Source organism: Kitasatospora sp. NPDC034035 (assembly GCF_055575755.1).
On the sequence record NZ_JBVISA010000038.1, the window covers coordinates 56122 to 77755 of the forward strand.

22 protein-coding genes are annotated in these 21634 nt (G+C 74.5%); 11 read left to right on the plus strand and 11 right to left on the minus strand.

Features of this window, described 5'->3' with window-relative positions; translation table 11 throughout:
• Window positions 1–163: 163 nt before the first annotated feature.
• The 5 genes from ACZ52J_RS36205 (at window position 164) to fxsA (ending at window position 5214) form a co-directional block, all read left to right on the plus strand.
• On the plus strand, window positions 164–604 hold the full coding sequence (locus ACZ52J_RS36205; protein WP_045694655.1) for an Lrp/AsnC family transcriptional regulator: 441 nt from the start codon (window positions 164–166) through the stop codon (window positions 602–604).
• Window positions 605–635: 31 nt separating this feature from the next.
• Window positions 636–2243, plus strand: a complete 1608-nt coding sequence (locus tag ACZ52J_RS36210; protein ID WP_465624904.1) for an amidohydrolase — start codon at window positions 636–638, stop codon at window positions 2241–2243.
• Between the two features lie 110 nt (window positions 2244–2353).
• Window positions 2354–2812, plus strand: coding sequence for a GNAT family N-acetyltransferase (locus ACZ52J_RS36215; protein ID WP_465624906.1), 459 nt, complete (start codon window positions 2354–2356; stop codon window positions 2810–2812).
• Between the two features lie 121 nt (window positions 2813–2933).
• Complete coding sequence (gene lnt / locus ACZ52J_RS36220) at window positions 2934–4580, plus strand: apolipoprotein N-acyltransferase (protein ID WP_465624908.1); 1647 nt, start codon at window positions 2934–2936, stop codon at window positions 4578–4580.
• A 55-nt stretch (window positions 4581–4635) separates the two neighbouring features.
• Window positions 4636–5214 (plus strand): FxsA family membrane protein, encoded by a 579-nt coding sequence (fxsA, locus tag ACZ52J_RS36225; protein WP_465624910.1) that lies wholly within the window; start codon window positions 4636–4638, stop codon window positions 5212–5214.
• 177 nt (window positions 5215–5391) lie between these two features.
• On the opposite strand, the gene ACZ52J_RS36230 is transcribed toward fxsA, so the two are convergent.
• The 3 genes from ACZ52J_RS36230 to ACZ52J_RS36240 all read right to left on the minus strand — a co-directional run bounded on the left by ACZ52J_RS36230 (window position 5392) and on the right by ACZ52J_RS36240 (window position 7994).
• Entirely contained in the window at window positions 5392–5766 is a 375-nt protein-coding gene (locus ACZ52J_RS36230) for an RNA polymerase-binding protein RbpA (RefSeq protein WP_188300504.1), read from the minus strand.
• Between the two features lie 294 nt (window positions 5767–6060).
• On the minus strand, window positions 6061–7677 hold the full coding sequence (locus ACZ52J_RS36235) for a hypothetical protein (RefSeq protein WP_465624912.1): 1617 nt from the start codon (window positions 7675–7677) through the stop codon (window positions 6061–6063).
• Window positions 7678–7799: 122 nt separating this feature from the next.
• The gene (locus ACZ52J_RS36240) at window positions 7800–7994 is read right to left on the minus strand and encodes a hypothetical protein (RefSeq protein ID WP_188300502.1); all 195 of its coding nucleotides are present in this window, start codon (window positions 7992–7994) and stop codon (window positions 7800–7802) included.
• A gap of 397 nt (window positions 7995–8391) precedes the next feature.
• Here ACZ52J_RS36240 and ACZ52J_RS36245 point away from each other — a divergent pair, with 397 nt between their 5' ends.
• From ACZ52J_RS36245 to ACZ52J_RS36255, 3 genes are read left to right on the plus strand one after another with little or no spacing between them, the layout of a single operon-like run.
• Complete coding sequence (locus tag ACZ52J_RS36245; protein ID WP_465624914.1) at window positions 8392–8817, plus strand: ankyrin repeat domain-containing protein; 426 nt, start codon at window positions 8392–8394, stop codon at window positions 8815–8817.
• Between the two features lie 24 nt (window positions 8818–8841).
• Window positions 8842–9360 (plus strand): GNAT family N-acetyltransferase, encoded by a 519-nt coding sequence (locus tag ACZ52J_RS36250; protein WP_360491708.1) that lies wholly within the window; start codon window positions 8842–8844, stop codon window positions 9358–9360.
• Between the two features lie 57 nt (window positions 9361–9417).
• Window positions 9418–10491 (plus strand): serine hydrolase domain-containing protein, encoded by a 1074-nt coding sequence (locus ACZ52J_RS36255; protein WP_465624917.1) that lies wholly within the window; start codon window positions 9418–9420, stop codon window positions 10489–10491.
• Between the two features lie 27 nt (window positions 10492–10518).
• Here the strand turns inward: ACZ52J_RS36255 and ACZ52J_RS36260 are convergent, their stop codons facing one another.
• The 3 genes from ACZ52J_RS36260 to ACZ52J_RS36270 all read right to left on the minus strand — a co-directional run bounded on the left by ACZ52J_RS36260 (window position 10519) and on the right by ACZ52J_RS36270 (window position 12964).
• The gene (locus ACZ52J_RS36260) at window positions 10519–11169 is read right to left on the minus strand and encodes a vitamin K epoxide reductase family protein (RefSeq protein WP_465624919.1); all 651 of its coding nucleotides are present in this window, start codon (window positions 11167–11169) and stop codon (window positions 10519–10521) included.
• A gap of 133 nt (window positions 11170–11302) precedes the next feature.
• Window positions 11303–12115 (minus strand): DsbA family protein, encoded by an 813-nt coding sequence (locus ACZ52J_RS36265; protein WP_360491699.1) that lies wholly within the window; start codon window positions 12113–12115, stop codon window positions 11303–11305.
• A 174-nt stretch (window positions 12116–12289) separates the two neighbouring features.
• Complete coding sequence (locus ACZ52J_RS36270; protein WP_360491696.1) at window positions 12290–12964, minus strand: hypothetical protein; 675 nt, start codon at window positions 12962–12964, stop codon at window positions 12290–12292.
• Between the two features lie 159 nt (window positions 12965–13123).
• Between ACZ52J_RS36270 and ACZ52J_RS36275 the strand changes: the two genes are divergently transcribed.
• Window positions 13124–14002, plus strand: a complete 879-nt coding sequence (locus ACZ52J_RS36275) for a CHAD domain-containing protein (RefSeq protein ID WP_465624921.1) — start codon at window positions 13124–13126, stop codon at window positions 14000–14002.
• A gap of 23 nt (window positions 14003–14025) precedes the next feature.
• Here ACZ52J_RS36275 and ACZ52J_RS36280 read toward each other — a convergent pair whose 3' ends face one another.
• Window positions 14026–14814, minus strand: coding sequence for a uracil-DNA glycosylase (locus ACZ52J_RS36280; protein ID WP_465624923.1), 789 nt, complete (start codon window positions 14812–14814; stop codon window positions 14026–14028).
• A gap of 230 nt (window positions 14815–15044) precedes the next feature.
• Here ACZ52J_RS36280 and ACZ52J_RS36285 point away from each other — a divergent pair, with 230 nt between their 5' ends.
• On the plus strand, window positions 15045–16037 hold the full coding sequence (locus ACZ52J_RS36285) for a slipin family protein (RefSeq protein WP_465624925.1): 993 nt from the start codon (window positions 15045–15047) through the stop codon (window positions 16035–16037).
• Between the two features lie 75 nt (window positions 16038–16112).
• Window positions 16113–16562, plus strand: a complete 450-nt coding sequence (locus tag ACZ52J_RS36290) for a CBS domain-containing protein (protein WP_360491684.1) — start codon at window positions 16113–16115, stop codon at window positions 16560–16562.
• Window positions 16563–16636: 74 nt separating this feature from the next.
• Here the strand turns inward: ACZ52J_RS36290 and ACZ52J_RS36295 are convergent, their stop codons facing one another.
• The 4 genes from ACZ52J_RS36295 to ACZ52J_RS36310 all read right to left on the minus strand — a co-directional run bounded on the left by ACZ52J_RS36295 (window position 16637) and on the right by ACZ52J_RS36310 (window position 21312).
• Window positions 16637–17056, minus strand: a complete 420-nt coding sequence (locus ACZ52J_RS36295) for a PaaI family thioesterase (RefSeq protein WP_465624927.1) — start codon at window positions 17054–17056, stop codon at window positions 16637–16639.
• A gap of 32 nt (window positions 17057–17088) precedes the next feature.
• The gene (locus ACZ52J_RS36300) at window positions 17089–17211 is read right to left on the minus strand and encodes a hypothetical protein (protein ID WP_465624929.1); all 123 of its coding nucleotides are present in this window, start codon (window positions 17209–17211) and stop codon (window positions 17089–17091) included.
• On the minus strand, window positions 17208–20102 hold the full coding sequence (locus ACZ52J_RS36305; RefSeq protein WP_465624935.1) for an FAD-binding and (Fe-S)-binding domain-containing protein: 2895 nt from the start codon (window positions 20100–20102) through the stop codon (window positions 17208–17210). Before ACZ52J_RS36305 ends, ACZ52J_RS36300 begins: the two co-directional genes overlap by 4 nt.
• A 205-nt stretch (window positions 20103–20307) precedes the next feature.
• Window positions 20308–21312, minus strand: coding sequence for a glycosyltransferase family 2 protein (locus ACZ52J_RS36310; RefSeq protein WP_465624931.1), 1005 nt, complete (start codon window positions 21310–21312; stop codon window positions 20308–20310).
• Window positions 21313–21634 lie beyond the last annotated feature (322 nt).

A 21634-nucleotide genomic window follows, 5' to 3' on the forward strand; every position in this document is an offset into this window, starting at 1 on the left:
CGGACTCATAATCCTGCGGTGGTGTGCACCGTGATGCACCGGGTGTGTCCTTGGCCACACCGGCTGCCACATGCGCCCGGCACGTGCCCGCGTGGCACCTGCAATCCCTCTCCGTGCCACCTCGTGCGCCCCCCGTGCTCCCGACCGGGTAGGTTTGCGGACTGTGGAGGATCTCGACCAACGCATCGTCCAGCTGCTCCTCGAGGACGGCCGGATGAGCTACACGGACCTGGGCAAGGCCACCGGCCTGTCCACCTCGGCGGTGCACCAGCGCGTGCGCCGCCTCGAACAGCGCGGGGTGATCCGCGGCTACACCGCGATCATCGACCCCGACGCCGTCGACCTGGCGCTGACCGCGTTCATCTCGGTCAAGCCGTTCGACCCCAGCGCGCCGGACGACACCCCCGAACGCCTGGCCGGCCTGCCCGAGATCGAGGCCTGCCACAGCGTCGCCGGCGACGAGAACTACATCCTCAAGGTCCGTGTCGGCGCCCCCGGCGACCTCGAGGACCTGCTCGCCCGCATCCGCAGCGCCGCCGGCGTGTCCACCCGCACCACCGTCGTGCTCTCCACCCCGTACGAGGCGCGACCCCCGAAGCTCTGAGCCCGAACAGCCGAGGTGCAGACTTAGCGGCATGACCGAACGCACCCCACGGACCGTCCTGCTGCGCGGCGGCGCCGTCTACAGCCCCGCCGACCCCTTCGCCACCGCGATGCTCGTGGAGGGCGAGCACATCGCCTGGGTCGGCAGCGACGGCGCCGCCGAGGCGTACGCCGCGACCGTCGACGAGATCGTGGAGCTGGACGGCGCCCTGGTCACCCCCGCCTTCGTGGACGCCCACGTGCACGCCACCGCCACCGGTCTGGCGCTCACCGGCCTCGACCTCACCGGCAGCCCCTCGCTGGCCGCCGCCCTGGAAGCCGTCACCGCCTTCGTCGACGCCCGGTCCGAGTCCGGCGGGGTGCTGATCGGCCACGGCTGGGACGAGACCGGCTGGCCCGAGGGCCGCCCGCCCACGCTCGCCGAACTCGACGCGGCCGCCCGGGGCGCCGCGCTCTACCTCTCCCGCACCGACGTGCACTCCGCGCTCGCCACCACCGCGCTGCGCACCCTCACCGAGGGCCTGGCCGGGCGGCCCGGGCACGACCCCGAGGGCCCGCTCACCAAGGACGCCCACCACGCCGTCCGGCAGACCGCGCTCGCCCGCCTCACCCCCGAGCAGCGCCGCCGCGCCCAGCGCGCCACCCTGGCCCGCGCCGCCGAACTCGGCATCGGCGCCCTGCACGAGTGCGCCGGCCCGGAGATCTCCTCGGAGCAGGACCTGGCCGCCCTGCTGGCCCTGGCCGCCGACGGCGAGGGGCCCGAAGTCTTCGGCTACTGGGGCGAGTCGGGCGGGGTCGAGACGGCCCGCCGGCTCGGCGCGGTGGGCGCCGGCGGCGACCTCTTCGTGGACGGCGCGATCGGCTCGCGCACCGCCTGCCTGCACACCCCGTACGCGGACGCCGAGCACACCGGCACCGCCTATCTGACCGCCGGGCAGGTCGCGGACCACGTCACCGCCTGCACCGAGGCCGGGCTGCAGGCCGGCTTCCACGCCATCGGCGACGCGGCCGTGGCCGCCGTCATCGAGGGTGTCCGGGCGGCCGGCGAACGGGTCGGCGCCGGCCGGGTCAAGGCCCTGCGCCACCGCGTCGAGCACGCCGAGGCGCTGGATGACAAGTCCATCGCCGCCTTCGCCGAACTCGGCCTCACCGCCTCCGTCCAGCCCGCCTTCGACGCCGCCTGGGGCGGCCCGGAGGGTATGTACGTCCAGCGCCTGGGCGCCGAGCGGGCCGCCACCCTCAACCCCTTCGCGGCCCTGCTGCGGGCCGGCGTCCCGCTGGCCTTCGGCTCGGACGCCCCGGTCACCCCGCTCGACCCCTGGGGCACCGTCCGCGCGGCGGCCTTCCACCGGACCCTGGACCACCGGATCTCGGTGCGCGCCGCCTTCACCGCCCACACCCGCGGCGGCTGGCGCGCGATCGGCCGCGACCAGGACGGGGTGCTGGTGCCCGGCGCGGTCGCCAGCTACGCGGTCTGGGCCGCCGGCGACCTGGTCGTCCAGGCCCCCGACTCCCGGGTGGCCGGCTGGTCCACCGACCCGCGCTCCGGCACCCCCGGCCTGCCCGACCTCACCCCGGGCCACCCGCTGCCGACCTGCCTGCGCACGGTGGTCCGCGGCCGCACGGTCCACCAGCGCTGACGGGCCCACCCGTGCTGACAGTCCACCGGCGTCGGCGGTCCACCGGCGCTGACGGGCCACCAGCGATAACGAGGTGAAGCGGCGGCGCACCGCCCCGTAGGTTGATCACCATGACGACCCACCCGCTGGTACCCGCGGACTTCGCCGTCCCACGCGAGCTGCTCGCCCCGGAGTTCCGCCTGGAACCCCTGGGCGAGCAGCACAACGCCTCCGACCACGCCGCCTGGACCGGCAGCATCGACCACATCCGGGCCACCCCCGGCTTCGTCGGCCGGGACTGGCCGCCCACCGACGGGATGCCGCCGGAGCGCAACCTCGCCGACCTGCGCCGCCACGCCGCCGACTTCGCCGCGCGCACCGGCTTCACCTACACCGTCCTGGAGCCGGACCGGGACGAGGTGATCGGCTGCGTCTACATCTACCCGGACCGCGAGGACCCGGCCGCGGTCACCGTCAGCTCCTGGGTCCGCGCCGACCGGGCCCACCTGGACGCCCCCCTGTACCGAGCCGTCTCCGCCTGGCTCGCCGGGCACTGGCCGTTGGGCCCGGTCCGCTACTCCGAGCGCTGACCACGCGAGGGGCCGCGGGTACGGCCGGGCCCTACCACCCTCACCGCACGTCCCACCGTCGTTCCGGGGTACCTTCTTCGCACAGCGTCCGAACAGCAAGCCCCAGGAAGATGGTGCGCCGGTGGCCATTCCCGTCACCCAGGAGCGGTCCGGGACCGCACCCGAGTCCCAGGAGCCGGCGCCCCGACCGGGCCGCGGCGCCCGTGCCGTCGCCAAGGTGCGGGCCGGGCTGCCCCGGACGGGCCTGGCGGCGCTGGCCGGCCTGCTGCTCGCCCTCGCCTTCCCGCCGTACGACCTCTGGCCGCTGTCCCTGCTCGGCGTCGCCGCGCTCTCGCTGCTCACCCGGGGCCGCACATTCCGCGAGGGCCTGTGGACGGGCTTCGCCTTCGGCCTGCCGTTCTTCCTGATGCTGCTCAGCTGGCTGCGGGTGGTCGGCTGGGACGCCACGGTCGGGCTGTCCGTCGTCGAGGCGCTGTTCCTGGCCCTGCTCGGCGGCGCACTGGCCGTCACCTCCCGGCTGCCCGGCTGGCCGCTGTGGGCGGCCTGCCTCTGGATCACCCAGGAATGGGCCCGTGACCGGCTGCCGCTCGGCGGCTTCCCCTGGGGCCGGCTCGCCTTCGCCAACACCGCCACCCCGTACACCCCGCTGGCCGCGCTCGGCGGCGCGCCGCTGGTGACCTTCGCGGTCGCCCTCTCCGGCGCCCTGCTCGCCTGGGCCGTCCTGCGCCTGCGCGGGCCGGCCAAGGCCCCGAAGGCGGCCGCGCTGGCGGCGCTCGGCGCGGTCGCCGCGCTGCTCTGCGGCTACCTCGTCCCGGTGCCCACCGCCGCGGCCGACACCGTGAAGGTCGCCATCGTCCAGGGCAACGTGCCCAACCCGGGCATGGACTTCCTCGGCCGCCCGATGATGGTCCTCAACAACCACGCCTCGGCCACCGAGCGCCTCGCCGCCGACATCGCGGCCGGCAAGGTCGAGCGCCCCGACGTCGTGATCTGGCCGGAGAACTCCTCCGACCTCGACCCGTTCAGCGACCCACTGGCCCGGGAGCGCATCGACGAGGCCGTCAAGGCGGTCGGCGTGCCCACCCTGGTCGGCACCCTGGTGGACGGCCCGGACGCGCAGCACGTCCAGAACGAGGGCATCGTCTGGGACCCGCAGACCGGCCCCGGCGCCTCCTACACCAAGCAGCACCCCGTCCCGTTCGGCGAGTACGTCCCCTTCCGCGCCCAGCTGATGAAGGTGATCACCCGCCTCCAGCGGGTCGCCCGGGACTTCTACCCCGGCGACCACAACGGCGTGATGCAGCTCGGCCCGGCCCGGATCGGCGACGTCATCTGCTTCGAGGTGGCCTACGACGAGATCGTCCGCGACACCGTGGACAGCGGCGCCCGCGTCCTGGTCGTCCAGACCAACAACGCGACCTACGCCAGGACCGGGCAGCCCGAGCAGCAGCTCGCGATGAGCCGGCTGCGGGCCGTCGAACACGGCCGGGCGGTGCTGATCGCCGCCACCAGCGGCATCAGCGCGGTGATCTCCCCGGACGGCACCGTCCAGCAGCGCACCGAGGAGCTGACCCCCGCCGAGCTGTCGGCGACCGTCCCGCTGCGCGACGGCACCACGGTGGCCGACCGGGTCGGCGTCGCCCCGGAGTGGACGCTGGCGATCGGCGGCCTGCTGGCCTGCGCCGCCGGAGTGCTGGTCGGACGCCGCAGGAAGGCCGCCGCCGGAACACCGGCCGAGCAGGATTCGTTGGACCAGGTGGTGCCGTAGCCGGCCCGGACCTCCCGTGCGGCGCGCAGAGCACCGCCTGGAGTGGATTCGTACCGTGACCCAGCAAGCTGCCCCCACCCGTCCGGCCCCGCGCGGAAGGCTCCGCCGGGTGCTGCCGTTGCTGATCACCGCCTGGCTGGTGCTGGAGATCTGGCTGCTGGTCCAGGTCGGCTCGTGGCTGGGCGGGCTCACCGTCCTGCTGCTGCTCATCGCGGGCGCCCTGATCGGCGGCTCGGTGATCAAGAGGGCCGGGCTGAAGGCGCTGTCGGCGGCGATCGAGCAGAGCAAGGACCCGCAGTCCGAGCAGCCGCAGACCGGCACCAGCATGACGGTGCTGGCGGGCGTCCTGCTGATCGTCCCCGGCTTCCTGTCGGACCTGGTGGCCCTGACCCTGCTGTTCCCGCCCACCCGGGCGCTGTGGCGGGCGGCCGGGCGCCGGCTCACCGACAAGGCGCTGCACAGCACCGGCGTCGTCGGCGCCGGCCCGCTCGCGGACGCCGTGCGGCTGCAGGAGCAGCTGCGCATCCACCGCCCGGACGGCAAGGTGATCCAGGGCGAGGTCGTCGAGCCGGAGGCCGGCCCGCGCGGCCCGCAGGGCCCGGACACCACCTACCGTCCGCCGATCACCGGCTGACGCGGGCCGTCGGCCCCTCGGACGGGGACGGCTCGGGGCCACCCGGCCGCGGGCCAGTTGGCCCTGAGCCTCAGCCGAGCCACCCGAGCCGTCAGCCACCCGAGCGTGGACAACGCGAAAGGGACCCTGGAAACCAGGGTCCCTTTTCGCGTCCTCCCGCGCGGGGCGGGAGCGATGTCAGGCGCTCTTGCGGGTGTCCCGCGGGTGTACCGCGAGGTTCATCCCTCCGGAGCGGAGCACGGCCAGCCGCTCGGCCAGCACCTCCTCCAGCTCCTCGCGCGTCCGGCGCTCCATCAGCATGTCCCAATGGGTGCGCGTCGGCTTGGTCTTCTTCTCCTCCGGCTCGTCACCGTCGAGAAGTGCTGCTTCCTGGCCACAGAAGCGACATTCCCAGGTCGAGGGGATCTCCGCCTCGACCGAGAAAGGAACCTCGAATCGGTGTCCGTTCTGACATGCGTACTCGACGGTCTGGCGGGGAGCCAGATCGATACCACGGTCGGTCTCGTAGCTAGTGGCCCCGAGTCGCGTGCCGCGGAGAGCTCGCTCGCTCATGAATCGTGCCTCCCGGGCTTATGGCCCACAGGACTAGTGGTCGCTGTTCTTCGTCGTTCGGTCAACGCTCGGCTTCCGACGAAGATTCCCGTCCCGGGACATGCGTCGTCTGTTGTGCCGCCCCTGTTTGTACCCACCTGCGCCCGATTTGTCACATCTGGCCGGTGATATCACCCCAGGTGTCACCTATTTCACATCTGGTGATCGTGCGGACTTTCTGTGACGAGCCTACCGGGACGGGTTTCGACAGCCTCCGCCGCCCCCGGCCCCGACCCGATCCGGAGCCGTGGCGGGTCAGGAGATCGGGCGCGAGCGGATCATCGGTTCGCCCTTGGCCAGGTCGACCGGACGGGACTGCGGGGCCGGATCGGCGGGGGCGACCAGCGGCGGGCGCTCCGGGCGGGGCGGCACGCCGGCGGCCGCCTCGGTGCGGGTGTCGCGGTGCGGCAGCAGGGCGATGACCGCGTCCCGCAGCTGGGCCGGGGCCTCGTCGTCCAGCGGGTCGACGGTGGCGGGCACCTGCAGCCGGACCGGGGTGCCGTTGCCGATCCGAGCGTAGCCGCGGCCGACCGGGGCCTGTGCGGCGGGCACGATGTCCAGCGGTGCGCCGAGCGCGGCGCGGCTGTCGTCCGGGCCGGCCGGGCCGAGCACCACGCGGGCCCGGGTGGTGGCGCGGACGGTCGGGGTGATCCGGTCCCGGGCCTCCATGTCGTCGGCGATCACCACGGTGACCCGGGCGGCCCGGCCGTGCCGCAGCGGGAGCTCCAGCAGGTCCTGGGGGTCGGGGCGGCCCTCGGCCTGGGCGAGCTCGCTCAGCTCGGTCGGGTGGTCCAGCAGCAGCCAGAGCGGCCGGGTGGCGTCCTCGGGCGGGGCGGAGCCGGCGTGCCGGGCGGCGTTGAGCGCGGTGAGCCGGCGGTCGGTCTCCTGGGCGGCCCACTCCAGGGCGGCCAGGGCGCCGTGCAGGCTGGTCTCCACGGTGTGCACGCCGGGCCGGTTCACCAGGCAGGCGTGCTCCCCGGTGCCCGCGCCGTCGACCACCACCAGGTCGGCGTACGGGAGGGCCTGCAGCGCGATCGAGCGGAGCAGGCTGGACGTGCCGTAGCCGGTGACGCCGAGCGCCAGCAGGTGCGGCTCGGAGGAGCGCGGGCCGGCGCGCCAGACCACCGGCGGTTGCGGGACGGTCGTGCCGCCCTGGGTGACCGGGATGGTCCGGGCGGAGCCGTCCTCGTCGGTGAAGCCCAGCACGATCTCGCCGGGGGCGGCCACGAAGCGCTGGGCGACGACGTCGGTGGGCAGCGGGGCGAGTGCGGCGATCCGCAGCCGGTTGGACTCCTCGTCCCAGTCGAAGCGGTACTCGCGGGCCCGGCCCGCCTTGCCCTGGACGACCTGCTCGATCCGGGCCCGGGCGGCCGGCTCGGTGTCGGTGAAGTAGGCCGGGTAGTCGAGCTCCAGCCGGGAGAGCCGGCCCTCGCCGTCGAACTCCCAGGAGCCGAAGGCGTTCTTGTAGCTGCCCTCGAAGTGGTACAGCGGGTTGGCGTCCTCGGGGCCGCACAGGTACGGGGTGAGCGCGGCGTAGAGGGCGCCGAGCTTGACGTCGGCGACGTCCGGCGCGGGCGGGGCGGACGGCCCCTTGGGGCCCCGGCCGGCCCAGGCGGCGCTGGCCATCAGGGCGATCAGGGCGAACAGCAGGCCGTGCGGCAGCAGGTAGATGCCGACCAGCATCGCGGCGGTCAGGAAGACCGTCGGACCGCGGCGCTCCTTGGGGGTGGCCTGCCAGCGGCCCTTGGCCCAGGCGGCGTGGTGGCGCATGCCGCGCCCGATGACGGAGAGCGGGGCGAACATGTCGGAGGCGTGGTCCCCGGCGGTCCGGGCGATCTCGCGGCCCTTGCTGAGGTGGCGGTGGAGCGGCATTCCTTGACTCCCCGGGCGAGTGGGACGGGTGGGGTGCGACGGGCGGGGTGCGGAAGTGGGGTACGACGGGGCCCGGGGGCGGTGGGATCCGCGCCCGGGCCGGTACGGGGGAGTGGCAGCGGCTAGAACCTGATGCCGCTGAGCAGGCTCGCGAGGCTGGCGCCGCCCGCGGTGATGCTGGGGGCGATCGACGAGCCGGCGATGTAGAAGCCGAGCAGGGCGCAGACGATGGCGTGGGAGACCTTCAGTCCGTCCCGGCGGAAGAAGAGAAAGGCGATGGTGCCAAACAGGACGATGCCGGAAATCGAGAGGATCACGATCCGCTCCTCGGGAGGGGGGACAAGCGGGGGGTGTTACGGAAAGTGCGTTAATCGTGACAAAAAGTAATAGATGATGGAACGGGGCAAATGGGTGGTTCTGCCGTTCAATACCGTTCCGGACGCCGGACGGCGGTATGCGAACCGGCGGGGGTGGGGACCGGTCGCCGTGGGATTCGGTGCGTCAAGGCATTCCCGGGGGGTGGGCGGGAAGCTTCCGGGGGGTCCGGGAAGTTCGCTCGAATGGCTGCGCGACCCGCGTGGCCGCGTGTCGTCGCGGGCCCCGACCGTCATCCGGATCACGGACACCGGCTGGCCCGCTCCGGCAGCGGCCGCTACCGTGCCCTGGGCGCAGCCCCGAGACCGCCCGACGACCCGACCGGAAAGGCCGCCCGCCATGACCGACGCCGCCAGCCAGCAGCCCGCCGACGCCCCCGACGCCCCCGACGCCGAGGTGATCGCGCTGGCCGGGAAGATCTTCGACGCCGCCCGGGCCGGGGCGACCGACACCCTGGCCGCCTACCTGGACGCCGGCGCCCCGGCCGACCTCACCAACGACCGCGGCGACACCCTCGTCATGCTCGCCGCGTACCACGGCCACGCCGCCACCGTCGAGACGCTGCTCCGGCACGGCGCCGACCCGAACCTCGCCAACGACCGCGGCCAGACCCCGCTGGCCGGCGCCGTCTTCAAGGGCGCCGAGGACGTGCTCGCCGCCCTGCTGGCCGGCGGCGCCGACCCGCAGGCCGGCACCCCGAGCGCCCTCGACACCGCCCGGATGTTCGGCAAGGAGGACCTGGTCGCCCGGTTCGAGGCTCGCTGAGCGGAGATCGTAGGCTTTTCAACCATGGACACCACCGCCACCCAGGACACCGGCACCGTCGACTTCCGCATCACCGGCTTCGCCCACGCCGACGCCCAGGCACTGTCGGCGGAGGTGCAGCAGGAGTACGTCCGCCGCTACGGCGACCCCGACTTCACCGAGATGCACGCCGAGGACTTCGACGCGCCGGCCGGGCTGTTCCTGATCGCCTACCTGGACGGCCGCCCGGTCGCCTGCGGCGGCTGGCGGGCCAAGGAGGCCGGCGGCCCGGACGCGCTGCGCGAGGGCGACGCCGAGCTGAAGCGGATGTTCGTCGTCCCGGACGCCCGCGGCCGCGGCCTGGCCAGGGCGCTGCTGCGCCGCCTGGAGCAGACCGCGGTCGAGGCCGGCCGTACCCGGTTCATCCTGGAGACCGGCACCCAGCAGCCCGAGGCCATCGCGCTCTACAAGTCCGAGGGCTACACGGCGGTCCGCAAGTTCGGCTACTACAAGGACCACCCGCTGGCCGTCTGCCTCGGCAAGGAGCTCGCCGCGGCGGTCTGAGCGGCCGCCCGGCCGGGTAGGCTCCGGTCGCCCTGACGACCGGCCCTGGGGGATGGGATGAGCCACCGAGCACCCGGAGTCGACCGGTTCCCCGCCCTGGCCGCGCCCGGCGGGGAGCTGGACCGGCTGGTCCGCGAGGGCGTGCGCACCGTCGGGGCGGGCGCCGTCTGGGCCGTCGGCGACGCCGGGGGCACGCTCGGCGGCGGCAGCCACGGCGTGCTCGGGCAGGGCCCGTACGCGCGGCTCGCGCCCGGGCCGGACACGCTGTACGACCTCGCCAGCCTCACCAAGATCGTCGCACTCTGGCCCTGCGCCGGGACGCTCCGGCAGTCCGGCCGGCTGCCGCTGGACGAGCCGCTCGGCCGCTGGTGGCCGCCGGCCGCCGGACGGCCCGCCGGCGCGGTGACCGCCCGGCACCTCCTCGCCCACACGGCCGGGCTGCTCCCGTACACCCGCTTCGAGCAGCTCTACGGGCGCGACCCCGCGGCGATCAGGGCCGGGGTGACCGCCGCACCGGCGCACCGGACGCCCGGCACCGCCGTCGAGTACACCGACCGCGCCGCCGTCCTGCTCACCTACCTGGTCGAGGACCTCGGCGGCGCCCCGCTGGACCGACTCGCCGCGCGCTGGGCCTGGCACCCGCTCGGCATGGCCGACACCCGATTCGGGCCGCTCGGCCCCGCGCTCGCCGACCGCACGGCCCCCACCGAGTACGACGAGCGGGCCGGCGCACCCCTGCGCGGCGTCGTCCACGACCCCTCGGCCCGGCTGCTCGGCGGCGTCTCCGGCAACGCCGGCGCCTTCTCCACCGCCCGCGACCTCGCCCGCTTCCTCACCGCCGTGCTCGCCCCGCCGCCCGGACTCGCCTGGGGCGGGGCGTGGATCGAGGAGTCGCTGCGCGAGCAGACCGGCGGACTGCGGCCCGCCCGCGGCCTGTCCTGGCTGTACGCCCCCGGCACCGAGCCGGCCGAGGGCACCTTCGTCCACTACGGCTTCACCGGCACCGGTTTCTGGGTCTCCCGGCGGCTCGGCCGCTGGGCGCTGCTGCTCACCAACAAGGTGCACTACGACCGGGTCACCCAGCCGCTGACCGACCTGCGCAACGCCTACCGCCGGCTGGTGTTCGGATGAGGACGGCCCGCGCGGGGTGACGGGCGGTCAGAGGAGCGTGCTCCAGTAGGACCAGAACCGGTTCAGCACCAGCAGCGCGATCACCGCCGCCCACAGCACCGGCAGCGCCCAGTGGTAGCGGGCCGCCTCCCGCACGACCACCCGAAGGCGGGGGCCCACCGGGATCACCCCGCTGCGCAGGTTGTGCAGCGTCGTGTACCAGAACAGCGCCACCACCGTCGCCCACACCACCATGCAGTACGGGCACAGCGCGCCGATCTCGTACAGCGCCTGGTCCACCAGCCAGTGCACGAACACCACACCCAGCGCGGTGCCCGCGTGCAGGCCCAGCCAGAACCAGCGTCGGTACGCGGCACCGGAGAGCAGCCCCGCCCCGATCGCCGCCAGGGCGCCGAAGGCCGCCAGGCCCAGCAGCGGGTTCGGGAAGCCGAAGACCTCCGCCTGCTCGGTGCGCATCACCGAGCCGCAGCTGATCACCGGATTGATGTTGCAGCTGGGGATGTAGGAGGGGTTCTCCAGGATGCGGAGCTTGTCGAAGGTCAGGACGGCCGAGGCGGCCAGACCGATCAGGCCGCCGAGGAACAGCAGGACCGCGTAGGCCCGGCTCGCCCCGACCGGGGCCCGTCCGGCGGCGTCGGGAGCGGGACTGGAGAGGTGCACGGTGGCAGTGGCGGACATGGCAGCACACTCCGGAGGCTGACTGGGAGGGGCCGGCCCGGCCGGGAGTTCGGCCGGGCCGGTGGTGCCGTGCTGAAGGGCGTTGCTACCGGCCGGACTACGGGCCGGACTACGGGCCGGACTACGGGCTGGACTACAGGCCGGCGGCCTGCTTGACCTGGGCGGTGAACTGCTCCGGCGAGACCACGGCCTTGCCGCTGAACAGCGTGACCGGCTTGCCGTCCACCTGCACCGTCGGAGTGCCGGTCACCCCGCTGTCGTTGAACGCGTCGGCGACCTTCGCCGCCCACGGCGCGTAGGTCTTGTCGGTGACCGCCTTCACGAAGGCGTCCGTCTTCAGCCCGGGCACCTGGCCGGCCAGGTCCAGGATGTGGTTGACGTCGCCGAAGCCGTCCTCGCGCTCGTCCGGCTGGTTGGCGTACAGCACGTCGTGGAACTGCTTGAACTTGTCCACGCCCTCGTTCAGCGCGGCGCCCGCGGCGGCCAGCGCGGTGCGCGAACCCTTGCCGCCGAGGTTCTTGTCCAGGAAGGCCGCCAGGTGGAACTCCACCTTGATCTGGCCGTCCTCGGTGAGCTTCTTGACGGTCTCGCCGTTCGCCGCCTCGAAGTGCTTGCAGATCGGGCAGCGGAAGTCCTCGTAGACCTCCATGGTGTGCGGGGCGTCGGCCTTGCCGTAGGTGATCACCGTGCCGTCCGGGCCGCCGGCGTTGGCCGGGACGACCAGCGCGGCCGAGGTGGCGGCCGCGGAGCCCTTGTCGTCCTTGTTCGAGGCCGAGTCGATCGCGACGGCGACACCGCCCGCGAGGGCGAGCACGACAACCGCGGAGACGGTCACGACGATCCGCTGACGGCGCTTGGCGGCCTGCTGCTCGCGGCGCTGCGCCTCCTGGATCCGCTCACGGACACTGATGCGCTGGGCCTGCTGCTTGCCGGGGGCCTGAACCATGGGAATTCAACTCCTGTACGCGGCGCGCGGGTGCGCGCGGGGAACCGCACCGGGTGCGGCGGGGTCGGGGGAACGCGGGAGTCGTGCGCACTGCCTGCGGGCGTACGGGGGCCGTGGTCCGGCCGGGTACGGAAGAAACGATCGGCGTCCGGGAGGGACCCGGTACGGAAGCGATCAGCAGGCAGGCGCGAAAGCCGGCGGGCCACGCCGGGGAGCCGGGCTCAGCACCACGTCCTCGCGGCGTGGCCGCGCGCGGTCCGACACCGGCAGCGGGACCCGCAGCACCGGGCGCGCCGGGGCCGGGACCAGCAGGACGAGCAGGGCGCGCAACGGCCGGGCCAGCGACTCGCGCAGCGCGCGCAGCGCCCGGGCCAGGCCCGACAGGGCCGAGTCGCCCAGCCGCAGCCAGACGGCGGCGGCCAGCGCGATCACCAGGTGCACCAGCAGGAGCAGCAGTTGGGTCACGGCGGGCGCCAACTGCCCGGCGTGGCCCAACGGCCCCGCGAGCAGCGACCCGTCCATCGAACCGCCGCCGCAGACCAGCAGGTTCACCCCGCGCGCGGGGACCTGCCCGGACAGCACCGGCCCACAGCCGGTCTGGCCCAGGTTGAACGTGGTGTTGAGCAGCAGCTCGACCGGGACCATCACGGCGGAGATGTGCAGCAACCGCCGCTCCCCGCCGGCCAGTGCGGCCGCGACCAGGAAGACGGCGACACCCGCCGAGGCCACCAGCGACAGCGGCAGCGGGCGGCCGGTGATGACCACCTGGCCCAACGCGGCCATCGGCACGGCGAGCGCGGTGAACACCGCGGCCCGCAGGGCCCTGGTCGCATGGGTGGAGGTCGTCACGCTCCGGAGTATGCCATGACGCTCACACCCGGCACGAGGGCGCATGGGCCCTTGCCCTTACTCCTGACGCGCCCTCAACGGGACGTGGGGTCGACACCGGCCGCGGCCGGACTAGCCTGGGAAGAGTTCCCGGCGGCCCCGACGAGGGGATGGACGCGCATGGCGAAACCCGAGACCACGGTGGGGCAGGTGCTGTTGGCCCGCGTCGAGGCCCAGGCAGCGGTGCTGGCCGGCCTGGACGACGCCGTCCGGGCCGACGAACCGGACGCCGTGCACAGGATGCGGGTCGCCTGCCGACGGCTGCGCAGCGCCCTGCGGACCTTCCGACGGCTCTTCACCCCCGGCGCGACGGACGAGCTGGTCACGGAGCTGCGCTGGCTGGGCGCCGCCCTCGGCGGCGCGCGCGACCTCGAGGTGCTCGCCGAACGGCTGGCCGCCCAGGCCCGTGAGCTGCCCGCCGAGTGCGGGCCGGAGCGGGTCGCCGCCGCGCTCGAGCGGTGGGGCGAGACCGAGTACCGCCGGGTCCGGCCCGAGGTAGCCGCCGCCCTCGACAGCCCACGCCGGCGGGCCCTCGGCGACGCCCTCACCGCCTTCCTCGCCGACCCGCCGCTGCGCGGCCGGGCCGCCCGTCCCGCCCTTCCCGAGCTGTCCCGGATCGCCGCCCGCGAACAGGACCGCACCGCCGGCCGCGTCCGGGCGGCCCTCGCCGCCGACTCCGAGGACCGCGACCACGCCCTCCACGACGCCCGCAAGGCCGCCAAGCGCGCCCGCTACGCCGGTGAGACCGCCACCCCGGCGGCCGGCGCGCGGGCCGAGCGCTACGTGCGGCGGATGAAGGCCGTCCAGGACGTCCTCGGCGAACACCAGGACGCCGTGGTCGCCGCCGCCACCCTCGCCGCCCAGCCGGTCGCCGCCTCCGAGCGCTTCGGCTACGGCGCCCTGTACGGCCGCCAGCTCGCCGTGGAGGCGGCGGCGCGTGAGCGTCTGCCGGGGGTGTGGAAGCGGGCGGGCAAACGCAAGCTCACCCGGTTCGGGTAGCCGTTCGGCCCGGGCGGCCCGCGCTACGCGGGGCTGAGCCCCGCCGAGCGGGCCGCCTCGCGCAGCAGGTCGCGCAGCATCGTGGTGGTCAGGCGGCCGGTGTTCGTGTTGCGCGGGCTCACGTGGTAGCAGCCGTAGAGCCGCAGCGGCGGGCCGCCGTCACGGGCGGCAAGGTCGACCCGGGCGGCGTGGCCGAAGGCGGGCCTGGGCCGGGGGACCTGCCAGCCGGCGTCCGCGATCACCGGGAGCAGGGCCTGCCAGGCGAAGCCGCCGAGGGCGACCACGGTCCGTACGGTCGGGCGCAGCAGCTGCAGTTCGCGGGTGATCCAGGGACGGCAGGTGTCGCGTTCGGCGGTGCTCGGCTTGTTGTCGGGCGGGGCGCAGCGGACCGGGTCGGTGATCCGCACGCCGTACAGCTCCAGGCCGTCGCCGTAGCGGACGGAGTGCGGGCGGTTGGCGAGCCCGAGGTCGTGGAGCGCCGCGTAGAGCAGGTCGCCGGAGGGGTCGCCGGTGAAGATCCGGCCGGTGCGGTTGGCGCCGTGGGCGGCGGGGGCGAGGCCGACCAGGACGAGCGGGGCGTCGGGCGGGCCGAAGCCGGGGATCGGCCGGGCCCAGTAGTCCCAGTCCTGGTAGGCGCGGCGCTTGGTGCGGGCGGTCTCCTCGCGCCATGCGACCAGGCGGGGGCAGGCCCGGCAGCCGGTGACCACGCGGTCCAGGGCGGCCAGTCCGGTGACCCGGGCGGCGGCCTCGGCGGGGTGGCGGGGGTCGCCGGGATCGTCGGCGGGGGACTGCGGCGTGGCCGTGGGCGGCATGGCCCCGATCCTAGGGGGTCGGCCGCGTCGGGCTCGGGGGTTCCTGACGGTTCCTGCCTGCTCTGAGGGGTTCACCCCGCTATATCCGTCTTCCTTCTGGTATATCCGGTTCGATCCGGCCGCGGCCGGGCAGACGTAGCGTGGAGGCAGTTGCTCCGGTGGCCCCCGGCCCGGCCGGGCCGGCGGTGGCCGGACACGCCGGTGTGCGCGCAGGCCGCGAGGAGGCCGCGATGATCGTCGATGCGGTGCTGGGGGTCCTCGGGGGGCTGGCCGGGCTGGGGGCGCTCTGGGCGGCCATGAGCCTCAGGGTGGTCCAGCAGTTCCAGAAGGGCGTGGTGTTCCGATTCGGGAAGGTGCGCGCCGAGGTGCGCCAGCCCGGGCTGGTGGCCCTGATGCCGGTCGCGGACCGGCTGCGCAGGGTGAACGTGCAGATCGTGACGATGCCGATCCCGGCGCAGGAGGGCATCACCCGGGACAACGTGACCGTGCGGGTCGACGCGGTGGTCTACTTCCGCGTGGTGGACCCGGTCAAGGCGACGGTCAACGTGCAGGACTACAACTTCGCGATCTCCCAGGTCGCGCAGACCTCGCTGCGCTCGATCATCGGCAAGAGCGAGCTGGACGATCTGCTGGCCAACCGGGAACCGATCAACCAGGGGCTGGAGTTGATGATCGACAGCCCGGCGCTGGGCTGGGGCATCGAGATCGACCGGGTGGAGATCAAGGACGTCGCGCTGCCGGAGTCGATGAAGCGCTCGATCGCCCGGCAGGCCGAGGCCGAGCGGGAACGCCGCGCGCGGATCATCACGGCGGACGGCGAGTACCAGGCCTCCGAGCGGCTGTCGGCGGCGGCGGCGGTGATGAGCGCGACCCCGGCCGCCCTCCAACTGCGGCTGCTGCAGACCGTGGTGGAGGTGGCGGCGGAGAAGAACTCGACGCTGGTGCTGCCCTTCCCGGTGGAACTGCTGCGCTTCCTGGACAGCTCGACCGAGGTCCAGCAGCGGAACCTGCTGACGGCCGCCGCGGTCGCCGCCGGGGCGAAGGCCGCGGAGGAGGCCGTGAAGAGCGGGGAGGTCTCCGAGGTCGAACTCGACAAGGAGCCGCCCCCGCACGAACTCCCGCGGCTCGATGATCTGTTGGAGCGCTCGCCGGTGGAGGCCGCGGAATCGCCGGACGGCAGTGCCGGGCGCGGCGCCGGAGCCGAGCCGGAACCGCAGCCCTGAGCGGCGCCCGGTGGCGTCGGCCACACACCCGGACCACGATGGACAGGGGCAGGAAGCCAGGTCAGGAGGCGGACCATGACCAAAGCCAGCGACATCATGCACCCGGGCGCGGAGTGCATCCGCGAGCACGAGACGCTCGCCGCCGCCGCCCGGATCATGCGGGAACGTGACGTGGGCGCCCTGCCCATCTGTGGGCCCGGCGACAAGCTGCTGGGCATCGTGACCGACCGCGACATCGTGCTGCGTTGCGTCGCCGAGGGCCGTGACCCGGCGGCGGTGACGGCGGGCGAGCTGGCGCAGGGGCGGCCGATGACGGTGGAGGCCGACGAGGACTGCGAACAGGTGCTGCGGGTGATGGAGCAGTACCAGGTGCGCCGGCTGCCGGTGATCAACCACCCGGAGCACAAGCTGGTCGGCATGATCAGCGAGGCGGACATCGCGCGCGGTATGCCGCAGTCCCGGGTGGCCGAGTTCGTGTCGGCGGTCTGCGCGGAGGAGGCGCCCTCGCCGACCGCCCTGAGCTGACACCGCCGTACGCAACCGCCGTACGCACGCGGGCTGTGGCCCCGCCCTCGCCGGGCGGGGCCGCAGCCGTGGCGTCAGCCCAGGGCGTAGACGGTGGTGGCGTGGGCGGCGGGCTCCTCGGTTCCCTCGGCCCCCTCGGGGGTGAGGGTGATGTCGAGGAAGGCGATCCGGCGGCCGAGCTTGGTGATCCGGGCGTGCACCAGGACGTCCTGCCCGACGACCGCCCGCTGGAAGGTGGTGGACTGCTGGACGGTGGTCATCGGGCCGAAGCCGCCGCGCGCGGCCGAGATCGCGACCACGCAGGCGGTGTCGGCGGCGGCCATCAGCGCCTGGCCGGACAGCCCGCCGCCCTCGCGGGCGAGCTGGTCGGACCAGGGCAGCCGCAGCACGGCGTGCCGCTCGCCGGTCTCGACGGCGGACAGGCCGAGAGCCTGCACCCAGGGGGCGAAGTGGTCGGCCAGGAGCTTGTCCGCCTCGGCGGTGGTGAGGGTCATCGCGCCATTGTGGCGGGGGTGTTGGCGCGGTGTCAGGAGGTCGGCGCGGCCAGGGTGTCGAGGTGGCGGTGGAGCGCCGCGCGCAGGTCCACCGGACCGACCAGGTCGGGGTGCCGGACGTGTCGGGGCCTTCCTCGCCGGGCGCGCGTAGTCACTCGGGGTGGCGCAGCTCCCTGGCGATCAGCTCCGCCAGGTGCAACGCCTGCCTGCCGTCGGCGAGTTGGGCGATCTGGGTGCGGCAGCTGAAGCCGTCCGCCAGCACCACCGTCTCCGGCCCGGCCGCCCGGACCTCGGGCAGCAGCACCCGCTCGGCGATCGCCTCGGACACCTCGAAGTGCCCGCTTTCGAAGCCGAAGTTACCCGCCAGCCCGCAGCAGCCGGAATCCAACACCCGGTTGTGCAGGCCCAGTCGGGCCTCGACCCGGCGGTCCGCGGCGCTGCCGAGCACCGCGTGCTGGTGGCAGTGGGTCTGGGTGACGGCGTCCAGCGGGATCCGCGGGAGCGGGGCGTCCGGGGCGTACTCGTCGATGAACTCGGCGAAGGTGCGGGTGCGTTCGGCGAGCGGGCGGCCGTCCGGGCCGAGCAGCCGGGGCAGGTCCTCGCGCAGGGTGGCCGTGCAGCTGGGGTCCAGGCCGACCACAGGGGTGTCGGCCTGGAGCCCGTCCGCCGCCAGCACCCGCAGGCTGCGCCGCAACACCCGGCGGGCGGTGCCGAGTTGGCCGGTGGAGTGCCAGGTGAGGCCGCAGCAGACCGGGCCCGAGGGCAGCCGGACGTCGAAGCCCAGGTGCTCCAGCACCTCGACGGCCGAGCGCAGGACGTTCGGCTGCAGGTGGTCGGAGAAGGTGTCCGGCCACAGCAGCACCGGCCGTGCGCCCGCCGGTGCCGGGTGCGTGGCGCGGTGCCGCCGGTACCAGGCGGTGAAGGTCTGCGGCGGGAACACCGGCAGCACCCGGCGCGGGTCGATCCCGCCGAGCCGCTTGAGCGTCCCGCCGAGCGGTGAGCGGGCCAGTGTGTTGGCGGCCCCGGGCGCGAGCGCGACGGCCCGCAGCCAGAGCGGCAGCCAGCCCATCGAGTAGTGCGAGCGCGGGCGTGGCCGGTGCCGGTAGTGCTGGTACAGGAACTCCGTCTTGTAGGTCGCCATGTCGACGTGCACCGGACAGTCGCTCGCGCAGCCCTTGCAGCTCAGGCAGAGGTCCAGCGCCTCCCGGACCTCCTCGGACCGCCAGCCGTCGGGGATCGCGTCCCCCCGCAGCATCTCGGCGAGCAGCCGCGCCCGGCCCCGGGTGGAGTGCCGTTCCTCGCCGGTGGCCATGTAGCTCGGGCACATCACCCCGGTGGTCGGGTCCACGCACTTGGCGACGCCCACGCAGCGGTGCACCGCCTTGGCCAGGCTCCCGCCGTCCTGCTCGTACGGCAGGGCGAGCGGCAGCGGGCGGCGCGGGGCGGTGACGAAGCGCAGGTCGGCGTCGAGCGGGCGCGGGTCGACCAGGGCGCCCGGGTTGAGCAGGTTCTCCGGGTCCCAGATCCGTTTGAACTCGCCGAACAGGTCGATGACTTCAGGCGGGTACATGCGTGGCAGCAGTTCGGCGCGGGCCTGCCCGTCGCCGTGCTCGCCGGAGAGCGAACCGCCGTACGAGACCGCCAGATCGGCCGCCTGCTCCAGGAACTCCCGGAAGACCAGTACCCCTTGGGGCTGGTCCAGCGGGAAGTCGATCCGCAGGTGCACGCAGCCGTCGCCGAAGTGCCCGTACGGGACGCCGCGCAGGCTGTGCCGGCGCAGCAGGGCGCGCAGGTCCCGCAGGTAGTCGCCGAGCCGCTCGGGCGGGACGGCGGAGTCCTCCCAGCCGGGCCAGGCCTCCCCGCCCCCGGGCAGCCGGGTGACGATCCCGGCGCCGGCCTCCCGGACGGCCCACAGCTGGCGCTGCTCGGCGGCGTCGGTGACCAGGGCGACGGTGGCCGAACGCTCGCGGCGCACCGCGTCGGCGAGCCGGCGCGCGGCCTGGTAGGCCTCCAGCGGGGTGGCGCCGCCCGTCTCCAGGAACAGCCAGCACTCCCCGGCGGGCAGCCGGTCCAGCGCGGGTGGGCGGGGGCCGGCGGCCAGCAGCGCGGCGATCAGGTCGGCCGCCATGCCCTCGGCGGTCAGCGGCCCGAACGGCAACAGCGCGGGGACGGCGTCGGCGGCGGCGCCCTCGTCGGGGTAGCCCGCCACCACCAGGGCGCGCGCGGGCGGGTCCTCGACGAGGCGGACGGTGGCGCCGAGCAGCAGCGCACAGGTGCCCTCGGTGCCGGTGAGCGCCCGGGCGAGGTCGTGGCCGTGCTCGGGCAGCAGCGCGTCCAGCGGGTAGCCGGAGGTGCGGCGCGGCAGCCGCGGCATCCCCTGGCGGATGGTGGCGAGGTTGCGGTCGGTGAACTCCTGGAGCCGCGTGTGGAGTTCGCCGACCCTGCCGGGCAGGGCGCGCAGCGCCGCGCGCTCCTGCGAGCCGAGCCGGCCGCCGACGGTCAGCTCGGTGCCGTCGGCGAGCAGCAGCTCCAGCCGCTCGACGTTGTCGGCGGTGCGCCCCCAGGCGAGCGAGTGCGAGCCGCAGGAGTCGTTGCCGATCATGCCGCCGATGGTGCAGCGGCTGTGCGTGGACGGGTCCGGGCCGAAGCGCAGCCCGTACGGTTTGGCGGCGCGCTGGAGGTCGTCCAGGACGGTGCCGGGCCGCACGCGCGCGGTACGGGCCTGCGGGTCGATCTCCAGGACCTCGCCGAGGTGGCGGCGGAAGTCCAGCACCACCGCGCCCGGGCCGATCGCCTGCCCGCCGATGCTGGTCCCGGCGCCGCGCGGCACCACCGGCACGCGGTACTCGCGGCACAGCGCCAGCGTCGTGCGCACGTCGTCCGGGTCGGCAGGCTTGACCACGCCGAGCGGCAGATGCCGGTAGTTGGAGGCGTCGTGGCTGTAGACGGTCCGTTCGGCGGCGCCGAAGCGGACCTCCCCGCGCAGGACGGCGGCCAGCTCACGGGCCAGCTCGGCCCCGGGGACGGCGGACGGACGGCTCACCAGGGACCTCCCGGGCGGTGCGGCGGACACGGCTCCGCCGATGATCGCAGCCGGGGCGCCGCCCGGGTACCGGGCGCGACGGGGGTACCACCGACGGAGTGTCGGGTGACCCTCCCGCGGCCATGATCACCGACTCCGCGCCCGACTCCGCGCCCGACCCCCCCTGGTCGACCCCGCGCCCGACTCTGTGCCCGACCCCGCAGCCGGCTTACTTCCGCCCGGTGAGGGTTCCGCGCGCGATGTGGGAGAGCTTGGCGACTTCGAACGCCGGGTAGGCGCCGCCGGCCAGCAGCGAGAACTTGATCCCCTCGCGGCCGCCCGGCCGGCGGTGGCCCGGCGGCTGGAAGCGGCGGTGGTGCTCGGCGGCCCGGTGGAAGAACTGCGGCCGCTCGGCCCGGGAGACGCAGCCGGCGAGGTCGAAGACGAACAGGTAGTGCCGGATCATCCGGACGAACATCGCGTCGCGCACCGCGTACAGGTGCGGCAGGTCCTCCAGCAGGGCGAAGCTGCGCTCGTACTGCTCGAACAGGTCGAAGACGCTGCTGCCGGGCCCGCCGGCCGGGTGGACGGTCTCCCGGCGGCGCAGCTGGACGCACTCGCGCGGCAGCACGGCGGCCTTCTGCGCGCCGAGCAGGGCCGCGTGCACCACCGGGACCTCCTCGTAGCGGCCGGTCGGGAAGGCGAGCCCCAGCCCCTCCCAGTGGCCGCGGCGGATCAGCCGGTCCCAGCTCAGCGGCGGCGCGCCGAACAGCGCGGGCCGGTCGAACGGCGCGAACACCTCGGGGCCGGCCTCGGCGAGCAGCGCCTCGGCCCCGCCCGGCCAGTCCCGGTCCTGGTGGCGGCGGGAGTGGCCGAACAGCAGGACGTCCACCGGACCGGTCTGCTTGAGCCGGTCGGCGAGCGTCTGGAGCGCGTCCCGGGGCAGCAGGTGGTCGGCGTCGAGGAACAGCAGGTACTCGCCGCTCGCCCGCGCCGCCCCCGCGTTCCGGCCCACCCCGACCCCGACCGACGCGTTCAGGTGCAGCGCCGACACCCGCGGATGCCGCGCCGCGTACGCGTCGGCGAGCTCGCCGGCGGTCTCGGGCGAGCGGTCGGCGACCACGATCACCTCGACGTCGGCCAGGGACTGCGCGAGCAGCGAGTCCAGGCAATCGGCGAGCTGTTTGTGCTGGTCGTAGGCGGAGAGTACGACGCTGATCAGCGGTGAGGGCATGACGCCGGAGCGTAAGAGGGCGCGCGAACCGTGGCAAAGCCCTGACGGTGCGTAATTACGAGCAATTGGCGGCAAATCGTACGACCGTACGCCATATCTTCACGTCGCCTTCCGGACGCGTCCACGTCAGGCGACAGATGCCGCAAGGCCCGCGACGCGGAGTGCGTCGCGGGCCGGGAGGATCGGGCGGGGAGTGCCGAGCCGGGAAAGCCGAGCCGGAGGGTCGGCTTAGGGCGTCCGCCAGTAGGTGCCGAGCTAATCGGTAGTAGCAGGGCAGGCACGGTTCGCCCGATCATGGAGTTCTCTACGCTTCATGATCACC